This is a genomic window from Acidimicrobiia bacterium, from assembly GCA_041393965.1.
GTDB lineage: Bacteria > Actinomycetota > Acidimicrobiia > Spongiisociales > UBA5794 > UBA5794.
In genome coordinates this window covers 731,078-747,141 of record JAWKJB010000002.1, presented here as the reverse complement: position 1 = coordinate 747,141, position 16,064 = coordinate 731,078, and the positions used below count along the sequence as shown (strand labels likewise).

At 63.3% G+C, this 16,064-nt stretch carries 14 protein-coding genes; 9 read left to right on the top strand and 5 right to left on the bottom strand.

Features of this window, described 5'->3' with window-relative positions; all coding sequences use genetic code 11:
- The first annotated feature begins 23 nt into the window (after positions 1 to 23).
- Positions 24 to 3,527, top strand: coding sequence for a DNA polymerase III subunit alpha (gene dnaE, locus R2823_08505; GenBank protein MEZ5176228.1), 3,504 nt, complete (start codon positions 24 to 26; stop codon positions 3,525 to 3,527).
- Here dnaE and R2823_08500 read toward each other — a convergent pair whose 3' ends face one another.
- Together R2823_08500 and R2823_08495 are read right to left on the bottom strand one after the other, a co-directional pair.
- On the bottom strand, positions 3,528 to 4,568 hold the full coding sequence (locus R2823_08500; GenBank protein MEZ5176227.1) for an ArsA-related P-loop ATPase: 1,041 nt from the start codon (positions 4,566 to 4,568) through the stop codon (positions 3,528 to 3,530).
- A complete protein-coding gene (locus tag R2823_08495) occupies positions 4,565 to 5,422 on the bottom strand; it encodes an ArsA-related P-loop ATPase (protein ID MEZ5176226.1) in 858 nt (285 codons plus the stop codon). The genes R2823_08500 and R2823_08495 overlap by 4 nt, the downstream gene beginning before the upstream one ends.
- A gap of 70 nt (positions 5,423 to 5,492) precedes the next feature.
- On the opposite strand from R2823_08495, the gene R2823_08490 reads away from it, so the two are divergent.
- Positions 5,493 to 5,708: a hypothetical protein gene (locus R2823_08490; GenBank protein MEZ5176225.1), complete on the top strand. Its 216-nt coding sequence runs from the start codon at positions 5,493 to 5,495 to the stop codon at positions 5,706 to 5,708.
- A gap of 27 nt (positions 5,709 to 5,735) precedes the next feature.
- Here the strand turns inward: R2823_08490 and R2823_08485 are convergent, their stop codons facing one another.
- Positions 5,736 to 7,439: an FAD-dependent thymidylate synthase gene (locus tag R2823_08485; protein ID MEZ5176224.1), complete on the bottom strand. Its 1,704-nt coding sequence runs from the start codon at positions 7,437 to 7,439 to the stop codon at positions 5,736 to 5,738.
- Positions 7,440 to 7,466: 27 nt separating this feature from the next.
- Here R2823_08485 and R2823_08480 point away from each other — a divergent pair, with 27 nt between their 5' ends.
- A complete protein-coding gene (locus tag R2823_08480; GenBank protein MEZ5176223.1) occupies positions 7,467 to 7,730 on the top strand; it encodes a hypothetical protein in 264 nt (87 codons plus the stop codon).
- A gap of 15 nt (positions 7,731 to 7,745) precedes the next feature.
- On the opposite strand, the gene R2823_08475 is transcribed toward R2823_08480, so the two are convergent.
- Entirely contained in the window at positions 7,746 to 8,189 is a 444-nt protein-coding gene (locus R2823_08475; protein MEZ5176222.1) for a PaaI family thioesterase, read from the bottom strand.
- Positions 8,190 to 8,222: 33 nt separating this feature from the next.
- Between R2823_08475 and nth the strand changes: the two genes are divergently transcribed.
- A complete protein-coding gene (gene nth, locus R2823_08470) occupies positions 8,223 to 8,906 on the top strand; it encodes an endonuclease III (protein ID MEZ5176221.1) in 684 nt (227 codons plus the stop codon).
- On the top strand, positions 8,903 to 10,258 hold the full coding sequence (locus R2823_08465; GenBank protein ID MEZ5176220.1) for an MATE family efflux transporter: 1,356 nt from the start codon (positions 8,903 to 8,905) through the stop codon (positions 10,256 to 10,258). The genes nth and R2823_08465 overlap by 4 nt, the downstream gene beginning before the upstream one ends.
- On the opposite strand, the gene R2823_08460 is transcribed toward R2823_08465, so the two are convergent.
- Entirely contained in the window at positions 10,173 to 11,435 is a 1,263-nt protein-coding gene (locus R2823_08460) for an MFS transporter (protein MEZ5176219.1), read from the bottom strand. The genes R2823_08465 and R2823_08460 overlap by 86 nt on opposite strands.
- Before the next feature lie 153 nt (positions 11,436 to 11,588).
- Here R2823_08460 and R2823_08455 point away from each other — a divergent pair, with 153 nt between their 5' ends.
- From R2823_08455 to R2823_08440, 4 genes are all read left to right on the top strand, one after another.
- Positions 11,589 to 12,335: a cytochrome c biogenesis protein CcdA gene (locus tag R2823_08455; GenBank protein ID MEZ5176218.1), complete on the top strand. Its 747-nt coding sequence runs from the start codon at positions 11,589 to 11,591 to the stop codon at positions 12,333 to 12,335.
- Between the two features lie 64 nt (positions 12,336 to 12,399).
- The gene (locus R2823_08450) at positions 12,400 to 13,896 is read left to right on the top strand and encodes a chorismate-binding protein (protein ID MEZ5176217.1); all 1,497 of its coding nucleotides are present in this window, start codon (positions 12,400 to 12,402) and stop codon (positions 13,894 to 13,896) included.
- A 95-nt stretch (positions 13,897 to 13,991) separates the two neighbouring features.
- Positions 13,992 to 14,648: a response regulator transcription factor gene (locus tag R2823_08445; protein MEZ5176216.1), complete on the top strand. Its 657-nt coding sequence runs from the start codon at positions 13,992 to 13,994 to the stop codon at positions 14,646 to 14,648.
- Positions 14,648 to 16,045 carry a HAMP domain-containing sensor histidine kinase gene (locus R2823_08440; protein ID MEZ5176215.1) on the top strand — a complete coding sequence of 466 codons (1,398 nt, stop codon included), beginning with the start codon at positions 14,648 to 14,650 and terminating at the stop codon, positions 16,043 to 16,045. The genes R2823_08445 and R2823_08440 overlap by 1 nt, the downstream gene beginning before the upstream one ends.
- The last annotated feature ends 19 nt before the right edge of the window (positions 16,046 to 16,064 follow it).

The window sequence follows — 16,064 nt, the reverse complement described above, 5'->3', positions numbered from 1 at the left end:
TGTGATTCGGATAAGGGACTCGAGTGACTGACAGCTTCGCGCATCTCCATGTGCACACCGAGTTCTCGATGCTCGACGGTGCAGCTCGGGTCTCGGATCTCGTCTCGGCCGTTGCTGCCGACCGCCAGCCAGCCGTCGCGATCACCGACCATGGCGTGATGTACGGTGTGATCGACTTTGTCAAGGCTGCACGAGCCGTTGGCGTCAACCCCATCGTCGGCATCGAGGCGTACCTCACGCCCGGTTCACGGTTCGACCGTCTCGCGCGACGCGATGACAAGAAGTACCACATGACGCTTCTCGCCGAGAACGACACCGGGTATCGCAACCTGATGCAGCTCGCGTCGAAGGCCTACCTGGACGGGTACTACTACAAGCCGAGGATCGACAAGGAGCTGCTGGCCGAGCACGCCGAGGGCCTGATCGGGACAACCGGGTGCCTCGGTGGCCATGTCCCGCAACTGCTCGGTGTCGACGAGAGGACCGACGAGGATCAGCGCGGACAGGAACGGGACTTCGACGCCGCGGTGGCCGCAGCAGCCATGTACAAGGACATCCTCGGTGCCGGCAACTACTTCATCGAGGTGCAGGATCATGGGATACCGGCCCAGCACAAGATCATGGATGACCTGCTGACCATTGCGGCCAAGGTGGACATCCCGCTCCTCGCCGCCAACGACTCGCACTACACCTATGCGCACGAAGCCGACGCGCACGATGCTCTGTTGTGCATCCAGACGGGATCGCTGAAGTCCGACGAGGATCGGTTCCGTTTCCATTCCCAGGAGTTCTATGTCAAGTCCGCCGCGCAGATGCGGGCGCTGTTTCCCGAGGACCGGTATCCCGGGGCGTGCGACAACACCCTCCTGATTGCCGAACGCGCACGGGTTGATCTCGAACTCGACCGGACTCTCCTTCCGCGGTTCACCGTCCCGAACGGCCACGACGAGGACTCGTACCTCCGTGAGTTGGTGATGGCAGGTGCCGCCGAGCGCTACGGATCTCTCGGCGCCGTCCACGCCGAAAGGATCGAATACGAGCTTCGGGTGATCTCCGAGATGGGGTTCTCGTCGTACTTCCTCATCGTGTGGGACCTGATCGCGTACGCAGCGTCACAGGGCATCAGGACAGGCCCAGGAAGGGGCAGCGCCGCGGGGTCGATTGTTGCGTACTGTCTCAGGATCACCGACCTCGATCCGATCGAGTACGGCCTCATCTTCGAACGCTTCCTCAATCCCGGCCGACGCGAGATGCCGGATATCGACATGGATTTCGATGAGCGCTACCGGTCAGAGATGATCCGCTACACGGCCCAGAAATATGGCTCGGATCATGTCGCCCAGATCATCACCTTTTCCACCATCAAGGGGAAGCAGGCGATCCGGGATGCTGCGAGGGTGCTGAACTTCCCCTACAGCACCGGTGACCAGCTTGCGAAGGCCATGCCGCCGCCGATCCTGGGCAAGGACGCAACGATCGACCAGTGCCTCACCAAACCCGAACCCGGAGCCTCTGAGAACGATCGGGACTACTACAACGCCGCGGCGGGCCTTCGCGAACTGCTCGACTCCCTCGACGGCGCGCGCGAGATCATCGAAACGGCCCGGGGCCTCGAGGGGCTCCGGAGACAGGACTCGATCCACGCGGCGGCTGTCGTGATCTCACCGGACCCGTTGACGACCATCGTTCCGATCCAGCGCAAAGGCGAGGACGCCGAGATCGTCACCCAGTACGAGATGTATGGCGTTGAGGCGCTCGGCTTGCTGAAGATGGACTTCCTCGGGCTTCGCAACCTTGCAACGATCGAGCGGGCACTCGAACTGATCGAGCGCAACACCGGACAACGACCAGACATCGACGGTGTTCCGCTCGACGACACCGAGGTGTACGCGATGTTCCGAGCAGGCGATTCGATGGGGGTCTTCCAGTTCGAGGGGGGTCCGATGCGGGCGCTCATGCGAAACCTCGGGCCGGACCGATTCGAGCATCTCATCGCGCTCAACGCCCTGTACCGGCCAGGACCGCTGCTTGCGGGCATGCACCTGGAATACGCCGATCGGAAGAATGCGAAATCGGCTGTCGGGTATCTCCACGACGATCTCGAGCCCGTCCTGTCCGGCACCTACGGGATCATGGTGTACCAGGAGCAGGTGATGCAGGCGGCACAGAACATCGCGGGTTTCTCGATGATCGAAGCCGACAGCCTCCGTAAGGCGATGGGCAAGAAGATCCCATCGGTGATGCGCGAACAAAAAGAGAAGTTCGTCGCCGGTTGTATTGCGAAGGGCTATGGCGAGGATCTCGGCAAGGAGCTCTTCGGCTTCATCGAGAAGTTCGCCGGGTACGGGTTCAACAAGAGTCACTCGGCCGCGTACGCCCTGGTTGCCTACCAGACCGCATGGCTCAAGGTTCACTACCCGGTTGAGTACATGGCTGCGCTGTTGACTTCCGCGAAATCGAACAAGGACCGCACCGCCGCGTACCTCCACGAATGCCGAATGATGGGCATCGATGTCGATGTCCCTGGCGTCAATGTGTCAGAACGGGACTTCCTCGCGCACGAGGGACGAATCATCTTCGGCCTTTCAGCGGTGCGCAATGTCGGTGAGGCCGTCACCGACCTGATCGTTGCCGAGCGCAACAACAACGGTCTCTTCGCGTCTTTCTTCGATTTCATCGACCGGGTCGATGTGCAGGTCCTGAACAAGAGGACGATCGAGTCAATGATCAAGGCGGGGGCGTTCGACAACCTTCACCGCTCACGAAGAGGACTGCTGGAGGTTGCGCTCCAGATTGTCGATGCCACCATGGCGCGGCGCAGAGCCGAAGAGGTTGGACAGTTCAGCCTGTTCGGGGGCGATGCTGCGGATATGGCCGAGGTTCGTCCCGAGATTCCGCACCACGAGTGGGACAAGAAGGTGCGGCTCGGGTTCGAGAAGGAGATGCTCGGACTCTATATCTCGGACCATCCGCTGTTGGGTGTTGAGAAGACGATGCGAGCGATGACCGACACCGCGATTCCCGACCTATGGGAGCGTGAAGACCGTTCCCAGGCGACGATCGGCGGGGTCATCAGCGGACTCAACCGTCGATTCACCCGCGCACAGAAGCCGATGGTGTACTTCACCGTCGAGGACCTCACCGGCACCGTCGAGGCGGTTGCGTTCCCCAATGTCGTGGAGGAGTACGGACCGATGATCGCAGAGGATGCGGTTCTCGTCCTGCGCGGCAGGGTCGACCACGCGGGGGACTCGATCAAGTTCATCGTGCAGGGAGTCACCGAGCCACAGCTCGGTGGTGACACGAGTGTGAGGGTGCGGGTGTCTGCGTCGCGCATGTCGGCGACGGTCGCAGAGAAACTCAAGACCGTGCTCTCCAACCATCCCGGTGCGGCACCGGTATACATCCACATGACGGGGGACAAGGGTGAGCGGATCGTCAGGGTGAGCCCTGAGCATTCGGTCGACCCGCGCTCAGGCCTGTTCGCCGAACTGCGTGAGCTGTTCGGACCGCAGTCGGTGATGTGATCAGGTCGACGGCAGGGGGATGTCGGAGACCAACGCAGCGAGATCGTCGAGCGTTGCCGGTGGTGGCACCCTCCACATCACCTCGTGGACTGGCAGCCCGTGTCTCGCGGAGAGCTCGGTGGCGGCGTCTGCCTGTCGCTGTGCTTCGCCTGCCCATCGCTTCAGGTTGGCGGCGGCGACCTCCCCGAGCGCGGCATCCTCGACGATCGGTGGCTTGTTCCGCTTCGCCGCCGCGACCCACGAGGCGGGCAGCATCTGGTTGAAAAGTATGGCGGCAGGCTCGATCCGGATGTCAGCGAGCTCATCGAAGAATCGTCGAGTTTCGTGGATCGGCGTTGGATCCGCCGTTGTTGCAATGAGCGTCTCGGCGTTGCGCAGATGTCGCTCGATGGTCTTGGAACGAACCGTCAGACGGTCGTACATCGTGCCGAGGTCCAGCAGGAAGTCGGCAACCTCGGACAACATCGGTCCCCCGAGCACCGTATCGGCAAGTCGGAGCATCGGGCGCGCGGTGAATCGATACAGCACCGATCGCCCCGGAACCCGTGTGCCGGTCAGCCACCGCAGGAGCCGTCCCGAGAGCAGATGTCCGGTCCGCGCCGGTGCGAGAAAGAAGTCGATGCCCCCGGCCGATGGGGGCGTGTCGACGACGATCGCGTCGAAACGCCCCGACTCGATGTGTTCGGCCATCCGCTCACCCGCGGCGTATGACTGCGCCGCAGGGAACCGGTCGGCGATCGCCCTGAAGTAGGGATTGACGAGGAGACGGTCGACGACATCCGGTTCGGCGTACCGGTGAATGATCGCCTCCCAGGACGCGGCCACATCGAGCATCGCCGCAAACAGGTTCGGTTCGGACGCCACCCGATGCGGATCGTCTCCGAGGGCATCGAGTCCGAGGGCATCAGCGAGTCGGCGGGCAGGGTCGATTGTCATCACGAGCGTCGTTGAGCCCGACCGCGCGAACGCCACACCGAGGGCTGCTGACAGCGTTGTCTTCCCGACCCCTCCGGCCCCGGTGACGATCACCGTGGTGGTCATAGCATCTCCAAGGAGTCCGCAAGACGCAGCGCTACTTCTCCCGGTGTGAGGACGCCCATCAGATACGGGAGCGTGGCCTGGTAGTCCAACATCTCGAGCCAGTGCTCCTGGAGGCGCTCGACGGAGCGTTGATGGATGGCGGCGTCGCGAAACGGACCTTCCGGGAGCGTGGCGATGGCATCGTCACTGATGGACATCGTCGTCACGAGGCGGTTGACGACGACCGTCGGCGGGGGACAGAGACCCTCGTTTCTGATCGTCGCGATCGCTTCCATGGTCTCTATCACGGGAAGCTCCGCGGGTGTCGTCACGAGCACCACCCGCGTCGTGTCGCGGTCGGCGAGTGTGGTGGCGAGCTCTGCCGCCTGGCGCTGGACATTCCCCGTCGGAACGATCGCGGCGATGGTCTCGGGTGCCCTGAGATATGACTGGAACTGTCCGAGGGAAGGCGTGTCGACGAGGACGGCGTCCCACTCGTGTTTCCACAGCTCGAAGATCGGCTTGCCGATCGAGATGATCTCCCGAACTCCCGGAGCCGTGTCGACCAGCACATTGAGCGCAGCCGTCACGGCGCCGGTTGGAGCTCCGTGGGGAACCCTGAGCTGGGTCTTGAGGTATTCGTCGAGGGCGGCGGCACGCACCATCGTCATCGCCCACAGGCCCGGCCGGACCTGGACCGGCCGGTAGTCGAGGGCAGTCACTCGGAGATGCGCGCCGAGTCCGAGACCTGACCCGAGGTCGACGGCAAGGACACGACGACCCCTTCGTGCCTGTTCGATCGCAAGGGCCGCCGTGAGCGCAGACTTGCCCGTGCCTCCCTTGCCTGAGACGAGAACAAGCTCGGATGTGGCCATGGGCGGATCGTACCGTCACAAGCCGCGGTGCACCTGCCTACGATCATCACGGTCGATCAAGGATGGCATTGTGGCTCAGCTTGACATGGACGAGTTCCTCGAGCGTTTCGAACGGCGAGCGAGAGCGGTTCGTGAGCGGGGTGTTCCGCCGCTCGAGGGGGATGCCCGGCGGGTGTTCATCGAATCCGCCGAGAAGGACTACCTGGACTATTCGCTTGTTGCCGCCGCTTCGTGGACGGTTGAAGACGGCGAGCTCGTTCTTCGAATTCCGCTTTCGGGCGACTAGTGGTGATCGCTCCCGAGCGACAGAGCACTAGACCGACGGGTCGGTGATTCCGGCGGCGGCGCGCCGTGATGCGGCCTTTCGTTCGGTTTCGAGGCGGGCGAGGTCGTACTCGCTGTGGTCGACGAAGGACATGGCCTCTGCGATCCGTCGATGCCCTGCCACCTCTGCGATGGCTCGGTGCATCTCTTGGCAGACGCGCCGATAGTCGGGATGGCCGCCCTGTTGGGTTCTGAGTTCGATGAGGTGGAACGCTTCTCTCGCGTTGAGGTTCATGACGAATCGAATCCTGCTGGCGAACGGAACGGCGTATTGCGCCACGGTTCGAGAGATGCTGTGGGTGATGTCCTCGACGAGGAGTGCTGCCCGTTCCATGGCCTCGTCCCACATTGCACGCGCACCGATGTCGTCGATGGCAGGCGGTGTGGCGTATCCGTGGTCGGTGGTGAGATCCTGCCATTCGATCGTCAGCATGCGGTGCCGTTGAAGATCGCGGAAGATCCCGTAGTCGCACAGGACATCGAACCGGTAATAGGTCTGTTCCATGCCGCGGCCGGGCTTGTGTCTCCGGTTGGTACGGTCCCCAACGAAGGCCGTGAAGATTGCATCGATCTCGTCGTCGGTCATGTCATCGACGAGTCCCCTGATCTGGGCATCCGGGAGATCGGTGTGGGCGTACAGGGCCGCGGCGGCCACCTTTTGCTCACCGTGTGGGTCGAAATCGACGAGGGTCACGATCGGAGCCGGGTCAGGCTCGACACCGAGCACTGCGGCACGGTTCCCCATCGCCTCGGCGATCTCCGTGAAGTACCGTGACCACGCCCCGCCGCGGTCCGGGACATCCACCCGTTTCATGAAGGCGGGGATCATCTTTCGCAGCTCACCGAGGATGAGGTCGGAACACATCCGCACCTCTTGCAGAGGATGGCTCCGCATCCGAACCAGCAGCGCCTCGTAGGCCTGGCCGGAAGCGAAGATCCCCACATTCGAGGTCGTCGAAGCCGGAAGGAGTCCCCTTGCGTCATCGCATGCCTTTGCTCTGATCGTCGATCGCCATACATAGTCCGAGTCGCCGTCGGCCTTCGGGTACAGGGCTTCGTAGTGCTCGACGAGTCGGGCCACCACATCCGAGTAGGTCGCAAACGACCTGTCCATGTCGTGTCGATACCGGTCGGTGAGACCCACCGTGTCGATCTCGGAAGGAATGTGGTAGCGGTACCTCCCACCGAGTTGCTTGTCGTAGAAGATGTAGCGCGTCGACTGCTCAAGATACGAGGCGAGCCGTCCCCACTCAAGCACCTTGGTGAGGATGTTCGAGGCCTGCTCGACCGCGATGTGGGCTCCGCCGAGCTGTGCGACGGAGTCATCGCCGTATTGGGTGAAGACCCGGTCGTACAGTTGCTGCGCCCGTGCCACGCCGACATGACTCACGGAGCCAGCCGGGTCGGCGTCGAGGCCGAACGATGCCTCGGACGCGAACTCGTCGAGGAACAGCCTGCGAATCGACTTCGGTGAGCGACTGTAACGGGCGAACAGCGCACCCTTGACGACCTCAGGGAGTCCGATGATCCCGAACACCGGAAGGTCCGTGTTCGTGAAATGGCGATTGAGGATGGCGAGTTCCGAATCGGTGAATTCCTCGATATGGAAGACCGGATCTGCTGTCATTGTTGCCCCGCGCGAATCGCCGGATTCGATGTCGGCAACCGTACCGGAGCCGATGTCCGTCGGCAATCGGTGCCCGGCGGTAGCCTCCGAGGGATGATCGCTGTTCGAGTCGTACTCGGTGCACTCATCGTGCTCCTCGCTGCCGTCGTGGTCCTCCCAGCCGTCGTGCTCGTCGATCTCGTCACGGGCGGCTCAGGGCTCGGGCTGTGTCCGGACGGGCTCGGTACCTGCGAGACCTCCCTGTTCACCCTGCTTGAGCTTGCCTTGGTCTTCGGTGCTCTCGCAGGTGGCCTCGGCTTCGGTATTGCAGGGTGTTGGCGCATGCTCACACGCCACCGACGCCGACCGGTGAGTTGAGGCATCCGTTCATGCTCAGATCGCCTCATGCGGCACTTGGGCCGCTACCACGAAGAGGCCCGATGCCTCAGCAACGGTGATTCCGCCGGTTGCCATCGCCCCTTCGATGGACAGCCGCTTGCCCCGCCGTTCGATGACCCGCCCCGTGAGGAGGAAGGTTGCGGATGTCTCAGCCTTCCTTCGGAAACGGATGTCGAGGTTCGCGGTGAACACGAACACACCCTCGGTCAGCATGGCAGCCCACGCAGCAATCTCGTCGAGCGCCGTCGCGATGACACCACCGTGGAGGATGCCGTCGAATCCGGAGAACTCCTGTCTCGGCACGAATGGCACCGTGACGGTTCCGTTGTCGACGGTGAACCCATCGAGATGCAGACCGATGGCGTTGTCGGCTCCGCAGCCGAAGCACCGTGCATACTCGCGACGGAGCGCCGCAATCGTCGTTTCGTCAGGAATCATCGCCGGACCACACCATAGGTAGCATCGTTGCTCATGACCGCATCCAAGGGTGGCGATCGTACCTTCACCACGGACGACAAGCGCAACGCCTCGGTGATCCTGAACGGGATCACACGGCGATATCCCGATGTCGGCACCGCGCTGGACTACCGGGACCCGTGGCAGCTCCTCGTTGCCACGGTTCTGTCCGCGCAGACGACGGACGACAATGTCAACCGGGTGGCGCCTCAACTGTTCGCCGCGTACTCGACCCCGGAGGATCTTGCCGCCGCGAATCCCGAAGAGGTCGAGCAGATCATCTACTCGACGGGCTACTACCGACAGAAGACCAAGAGCATCATCGCGCTCGCGGGCGACCTCGTCGATCGGTACGGCGGGAAGGTCCCGGCCGATCTCGACGAATTGGTGAAGCTGCGCGGTGTCGGTCGCAAGACGGCCTCCGTCGTGCTTGCCGAAGTGTGGGGGCTCCCAGCGATCGCCGTCGACACCCATGTCAAGCGAGTGGTCAATCGGCTCGGTCTCACCGCCGAGACCGATCCCGTGCGAATCGAGGAAGATCTCAAGGAATTGTTCCCGAAGAAGCGCTGGTCGGGAGTCTCGATGCCCATCATCCGGTTCGGTCGGGACCTCTGTGATGCGCGCAAACCGCGGTGCTGGGAGTGTTTCTTGCGAGACCGTTGTCCATACGAGCCGAAAACGCCGCGTCCCGCGCGATGAGCACTGAGCTGCGTACGGCCTTTCGGCGAAACCCACGCGATCGCGCCATCGTCGTCCTGGCTCTGCCTGCGTTGGGAACCCTCGCGATCGACCCTGTCGTGACGATCGTCGACACAGCCTGGGTTGGTCGGCTCGGTACGGCCCAGCTCGCTGCGCTCGCGATCGCTGGTGCGGTGTTCGCTGCCGTGTTCTCCGTATTCAACTTCGTCCAAGTGACGATCACACCCTTGATTGCCGGCGAGGTCGCACGGGGGAAACTCGGCAAGGCTGGGCGGATCGCCACCGGTTCGATGTGGATCGCCGTCGCGCTCGGCGCAGGACTCGGGTTCGTCTTCATCGCCTTGACGCCGGCCATCACCAACCTGTTCGGTGCCGATCCGACGGTTGGATCCGAAGCCATGGTGTACCTGAGGATCCGGTTCGTTTCACTGCCATTGCTTCTCCTGACCACCGTCGGACATGGTGTCTACCGGGGCCATCAGAACACGACGACACCGCTGTGGGTCGCGGTCGGGATGAATATCGTGAACCTGATTCTCGATCCGCTGCTGATCTTCGGCTTGGGGCTCGGCATCGCTGGGGCTGCGTGGGCGACCGTGATCGCACACGCGACCGCAGCCGTGTGGTTCCTCGTCCTCATCCTCGGCGTCGATCGGGTCAAGCTGGGCGTGGGGCTTCTTCGCGGCAAGCTTGAGTCTCTTCCCGTCGGTGATGTGCTGCACGCCGGCTGGCCGATGATTGTTCGTTCGCTTGCCCTGCTCGGAGCGATCACGGCAACGACCTTCGCTGCCTCACGAATCGGGACCGCTGAAACGGCGGCACATCAGGTCGCACTCCAGGTGTGGCTCTTTCTCGCCTTCGTCCTCGACTCGTACGCCATCGCAGCTCAGGCGATGATCGGTTCAGATTTCGGAACGCGAAACATCGCAGCGGCGAGATCGCTTGCGAACCGGCTGCTCGCGCTTGGTGTGATCACCGGCATCGGCCTTTCGGTGATGCTCGTCATTTCCGCTCCGCTGCTTCCCATCCTGTTCGATCTCCAACCCGCGGTGGAATCGTTGCTTTCGGACATCTACATCTTCGTGATCGTGCTCCAGCCCCTGACCGCCTTGGTGTATGTCTGGGACGGGGTCGGCATCGGCGCATCGGCCTTTCGATATCTCGCCGTGTCGATGGTCGTCGCCGGGATCGCGACGGTGATCTGTCTCGTGGCATTCGGCGATTCGCTCGTCGGGGTCTGGGCGTCCCTCGGCGTGCTGACGCTGGTCAGGTTGTTTGCACTCGCCGGTTGGCATCGCTGGGGGCCGCTCGGCGTCGTACGAGATCCATCCCCCGCGTCTCGGGGAGCCTGAGGATCAACAGGATCGAGATCACGAGCCCGGCCCCAAGCACTGCAACGGTTGTGGTGAGTCCGTACCGGTCGATCATGAACCCTCCGAACAGAAAGCCCGCGATCGACCCGATGATGCCGATGTTGGTCAGCCATCCGCCTGCCGTTGCACGGAGCCTCGTCGGGAACAGCTCGGCACGCTGCGCAGCGATCGACGGCGCCAGCATCGTGGCGCCGAGAGTCGCGAGGAAGATCGCCGCGGCGAGGAACCATCCCGAGTCGAGGGTGTAGAACCCGACCCCTCCGACGAGCCCGATGGCGAGCGCAAGCGACGAGGTCTGGCGCCTGCCGACACGGTCGGCGAGGCGGCCACCGACGAGAAGGCCGACCGTTCCGACACCCGAGAACAGAATGAGGAGGAACCTTGCGGCGGACGCATCCCACGCGAGATCGTTGATCAACCGTTCCAGGACGAAGTCGAAGGCGGGACTTGAGAAGGCAGCGACGAAAAAAGCGACCCCGGCCAGTGGCCAGAAGTGCTTGTTGAGACCCATGCCGAGTGCCTTGACGAAGGGAAAAGGCGGAGCAGGCGTGAAGGCTCTGGACTCGGGCAGGAAACGGTTCAAGAGCGGAAAGGCGAGAAGGCCGAGCGATGCAAGGCCGAACAGGATGCGCCACGCGTTGTCGGTGCCCTCGGCGATCGGGAGAAGGAGGAGTCCGAAGCCGACTCCCATCGAACCGGAGAGACCGTAGAAACCGAGGGCCATGGCCCGAGACCCGGCAGGGACCTCCTCGGCGATGAGCACGATCGAGATCGAAGCGATCGCCACAACCCCGACGCGGACGGCCGACTGCGACACGGTGTATGCGACGACCGAAGGGACGAAGGCGGTGAGGGCGCTCGCAAGACAGACGAGGGCGAACGCCCCCAGCAGCGGTCGACGCCTTCCCGACCGATCGGCGATCATCGTCAACAGGACTCCGACGAGCGACACGGCACGCACAACGGCGAACACGGTGCTCATCTGCCCCTCGGAGAGCTGGAGGGATGTGCGAGCGAATGGGAGCGTGTGAGACATCTCGCTCCCGGCGAATCCGGCGACAAAGCCGATGATGGCGGTCAGGAAGATGATGCGCCGTGCGGCTGGTGTGAGGCGCGGCGCTCGCTGCTTGTGTTGCCCGTAGACGGACCCGGTCATGACGGCTTCAACTGTTCAATGGTTTGGGGGACGCACGCGGAGGTTAGCCAACGACCGTCAGAATCCCGGTGTTGTGGGTCTTGTGGGTGTTCGTTGGGAACAATCCCCCAATCCCTACCGTTGTGGATGCAGCCGATCCAAGGAAGAAACACGGTGGAAGTCTCACTCGTTGCCGCCCTGTTTGCCGGTGTGGCATCGTTCGTTTCGCCGTGTGTCCTTCCGCTCCTCCCGGGATACATCTCCCTGATGTCGGGCTACGACTTGCAGGCCATCTCCCAGGGGCAGGTGTCGACCCGGAGGGTGGTGATGCGCACGGCGCTGTTCGTTGCTGGCTTTACGGTCGTGTTCGTGTCACTCGGAGCCAGCGCGACGGGACTCTCCTCGTTCCTCAACAACTCCGTCTTCACGGTCATTGCAGGGTGGCTCATCATCGCGATGGGGCTGTTCATCGCTGTCACGGCGGTGTGGACCCCTTCGTTTCTCCTCCCGCTCATGAAGGAACGCCGGATCGAGTCGAGTGGAGCGACCCGATTCGGGTTGATCGGCGTGCCGATCATGGGTGGAGCGTTCGCATTCGGCTGGACCCCATGCATCGGGCCCTTCCTCGCGTCTGCGCTCGCGTTGGGGGCGGACCGTGACACCGTGCTCGAAGGGATGCTTGTGCTGTTCGTCTACAGTCTCGGCCTCGGCATCCCCTTCCTGCTCACATCGCTGCTTCTGACGAAGGCGTTCTCCGCCTTCAACTGGGTCAAGCGGTACCTCACCCAGATCACCGTCATCTCGGGACTGCTGCTTGCGTTCTTCGGCTGGTTGATGGTGTCTGGCAACATCACGGACCTGTCGAGCTGGTTCGCGGATGTTCTCCAATGGCTCGGCCTCGACAGCCTCGCCGATGTGTAGAGATGTAGGGTGACGGGTCGCATCTATTCCGCTGCGGACGCACGCCGAGTAGCCTCGCCCTTCCATGGAGCCGAACCTCGACCGTGCCGCGTTCGTCGATCTCGCCTCGCGCTACAGCGTCGTGCCGGTTGCCATCGAGGTCCTCGCCGATTCCTGGACGCCGTTGTCGGTGTTCCGCAGGCTCACCGGTGATGGAGACGGCTTTCTTCTGGAGTCCGTCGAAGGAGGCGAGCGCTGGGGGAGGTGGTCGTTCATCGGTTGGGATCCTGCCTTCACGCTCACGGCGATCGACGGGGTGTCTTCGCTGGATGACCCCTCCGTTGCCCTCAAGGATGGTGATCCCCTCGATGTGCTTGCGGAACTGATCGATCGGTTCACGGTCCCGGCGCCTTCCGAGCTCGGATTCACCGGACCGGTTCCCCCGCTTCATACCGGCGCCGTCGGCATGCTGGCGTACGACACCGTCCGGTACCTCGAGCGTCTTGGGGACGGTCCACCCGATGATCGTGGGCTCCCCGAATCGCTGTGGCAGTTCTGCGGGGGTATTGCGGCGTTCGACCGACTGCGCGAGACCGTGACACTGATCAGGAATGTCTTCGTCTCCGACGATCCGGATGCGGATTACACCGTCGCCGTCGAGGCGCTCTCGGCAGCGGCGGCACGGTTGGCAGACCAACCCCCGGTTACGGTGCGGCGCCGTCCCACCTTCGACGCGACACCTCAGACGACCCAGAACCTCACCCAAGCGCAATTCGAGGAGGCGGTGGTCAAGGCGATCGCCCACATTCGCGCCGGTGACGCCTTCCAGGTCGTGCCGTCGCTGCGATTCGAAACAGAGTTCTCGGGGGACGCGGTCAGCGTGTATCGGGCGCTTCGGCTCATCAATCCTTCCCCCTTCATGTTTCTCGTTCGCAGCGGTGAGTTCGCCGTCGTCGGCTCCTCCCCCGAGTTGATGTCACGGGTACGAGACGGTGTTGCCTACTCACGGCCCATCGCAGGAACGCGCCGGCGTGGGGCGACCGAGGCCGAAGATGTGGCTCTCGAAGCCGAGCTGCTCGTCGATCCAAAGGAACGGGCGGAGCATGTGATGCTGATCGATCTCGCTCGGAACGATCTCGGGAGGATCTGTGAGTACGGCACCGTCGCCGTCGACGATCTGATGGTGATCGAGCGCTACAGCCATGTGATGCACATCGTGTCGGGGATTTCGGGAAGGCTCATGCCCGAGGTGGGTCCGGTGGATGTCCTGAGGGCGACTTTCCCCCATGGGACCGTGACGGGAGCACCGAAGGTACGGGCGATGGAGATCATCGACACCCTCGAACCGACGCGCCGCGGCCCGTATGCGGGAGCGGTCGGCTATGTCGACTTCTCGGGGTCGGTCGACACGGCGATCGGCTTGCGCACCTGCGTGATCAACGGCACCACCGCATGGGTTCAAGCCGGGGCCGGCGTGGTCGTGGACTCTGATCCCGCCACGGAGTACGCGGAGTGCGTGAACAAGGCCACGGCCGTTCTTACCGCCATCGCGGCCGCGGCGGAGTTCGCCGACGAGTGTTGAGAGCTGTCAGCTCTCTCTCACATTCTTCTTACAACCGTGCCGTACGATCTCCGCACAAGCCATGATCGAAGGGACCGGGATTGTCTGGCGGAACGGTGTTGCTGATCGAAGATCACGACGAGATCGCCGACCTGCTTCGTCTCTACCTCGAGCGCGAAGGGTTCTCACTCGTACATGCGATCTCGGGTGAGGACGGCCTCGACCGAATGCACGAACGGGCACCCCGCGTCGTCCTCTTGGATCTCGGACTTCCCGGCATCGACGGGATTGCCGTGTGTCGTGAGATCCGCCGACGGTCGGATGTCCCGATCCTGATGCTTACCGCTCGCGACTCGGAGACCGACACGATCATCGGCCTCGAAGTCGGAGCGGACGACTACATCACGAAGCCCTTCTCGCCGCGCGAGGTGGTCGCACGCGTCCTTGCCGTGCTTCGTCGCGCCGAAGAACGACCGGTAACGGCTGCCGTCCGAACCGTGAGCGGATGCACCATCGACTCCGGCCGTCGGGAAGTCGTGCTCCCTGATTCCACCGTCGTGCGGCCGACCGCGAGGGAATTCGATCTTCTGTGGTTCCTCGCCGAACACGCCGGACTCGTCCTGACCCGCTCCCAGATCCTCGAAGGCGTCTGGGGCTACGACTACTTCGGAGAGACCCGCACCGTGGATGTACACATCAGACAGCTCCGCAAGAAGCTCCCCCCGCTCGTCATCGACACCGTGTGGGGCGTCGGCTACCGGATCGAGGTCTGATGCGGCGCAAGATCGTCGTAGCTGCCCTCGTCGTGGCCGCCGCGATGGTCACCGTCGGTGTCGGGGCGCTTGTTTTCATCCGGAACCGGGTCGATGCACGCGCTGCCGACGAACTCCACCGGCAGGCAGAGGTCACCGCAGCGCAGCTCGACAGCGACCTCGACCGGCTTCGCTTTCGCCCAACTGCCAACCTCGCCGCGACGGTGCGAGGCCTTCGCTCCGATCTCGAACGGTCCCTCGAACGCGCGCAGCGGCTCGGGGGACATGACATCGTCGAGGGTGAGATCATCGTCGGGTCTCGGAGCGCACCGATCGTCCCACCCCTCGTGGTTCTTCCGCTGGTGGCCGGCGAGACCCAAGCCGGTGAGGTGGTCTCGGTCGATGTCGCTGGGGAACGAATGCTCGTCGCCGTCGAGGAAGTCGAGACGCCGAATGTCACCGTGCGCGTCGCCGTTGGACGGTCCCAGCCGCTCGTTCCCCTCGATGTCGTCTCGATTCCGGTCGGCATTGCAATCACGGTCGGCGCCATCCTGGTCGTGCTATTCGGCGTCGTTGTCGGACAGTCGGTCACGAACCGGCTCTCATCGCTCGAACGGGCCGCATCGGCGGTCGGCCATGGGGACCTGTCGACGCGGGTCGACGACACCGGCAACGACGAGATCAACGCTGTGGCCGTCGCATTCAACGCCATGACGGATCAACTTGCGTCGTTGCGGGAGCGTGAACGCGACTTCCTCATGGCCGTCGGCCATGACCTACGGACACCCCTCACGACCATTCGAGGTTACGCGGAGGCGCTCCATGCCGGCGATATCTCGCCAAACGACCTCCCACGGGTTGCCGATGTGCTCAACAGCCAAGCGGATCAGCTGTCGAGGCTCGTGGAAGATGTGATGCTGCTTGGCCGTATCGAGGCGAACCAATTCACCATGCGACCCGAGCCCGTTGATGTCGCCGCACTTGTGCGCGGGGTCGCCGACGGGTTCGTCCCTCTTGCGGCGGCGTCCTCGTTGCGCCTGACCGTCGAATTGGCACAAACCGGTGACCGTGTCGTCGACCCCGACCGTCTGAGCCAGGTCCTCTCCAACCTGATCGAGAACGCCATGCGGTACACACCCGAGATGGGAACGATCACGCTTACGGTCACCGCTCGACGAGAGGAGTTCGCGCTGAGAGTCCACAACTCGGGTCATGGCATATCCGACAGAGATCTCCCGCATGTGTTCGAGCGGCTCTATGTCGCCGAGCGATATCGGGCGGTTCGACCATCCGGTTCTGGCCTCGGGTTGGCCATCGTCTCGGAGCTGGTCGATGCCATGGGCGGAACCGTGACATGTGACAGTGACGACCACAGGGGTACCTCGTTTTGCGTGTCCATCCCGGCTCCCCGAACCTGACGCCGGATACCATGGGCGG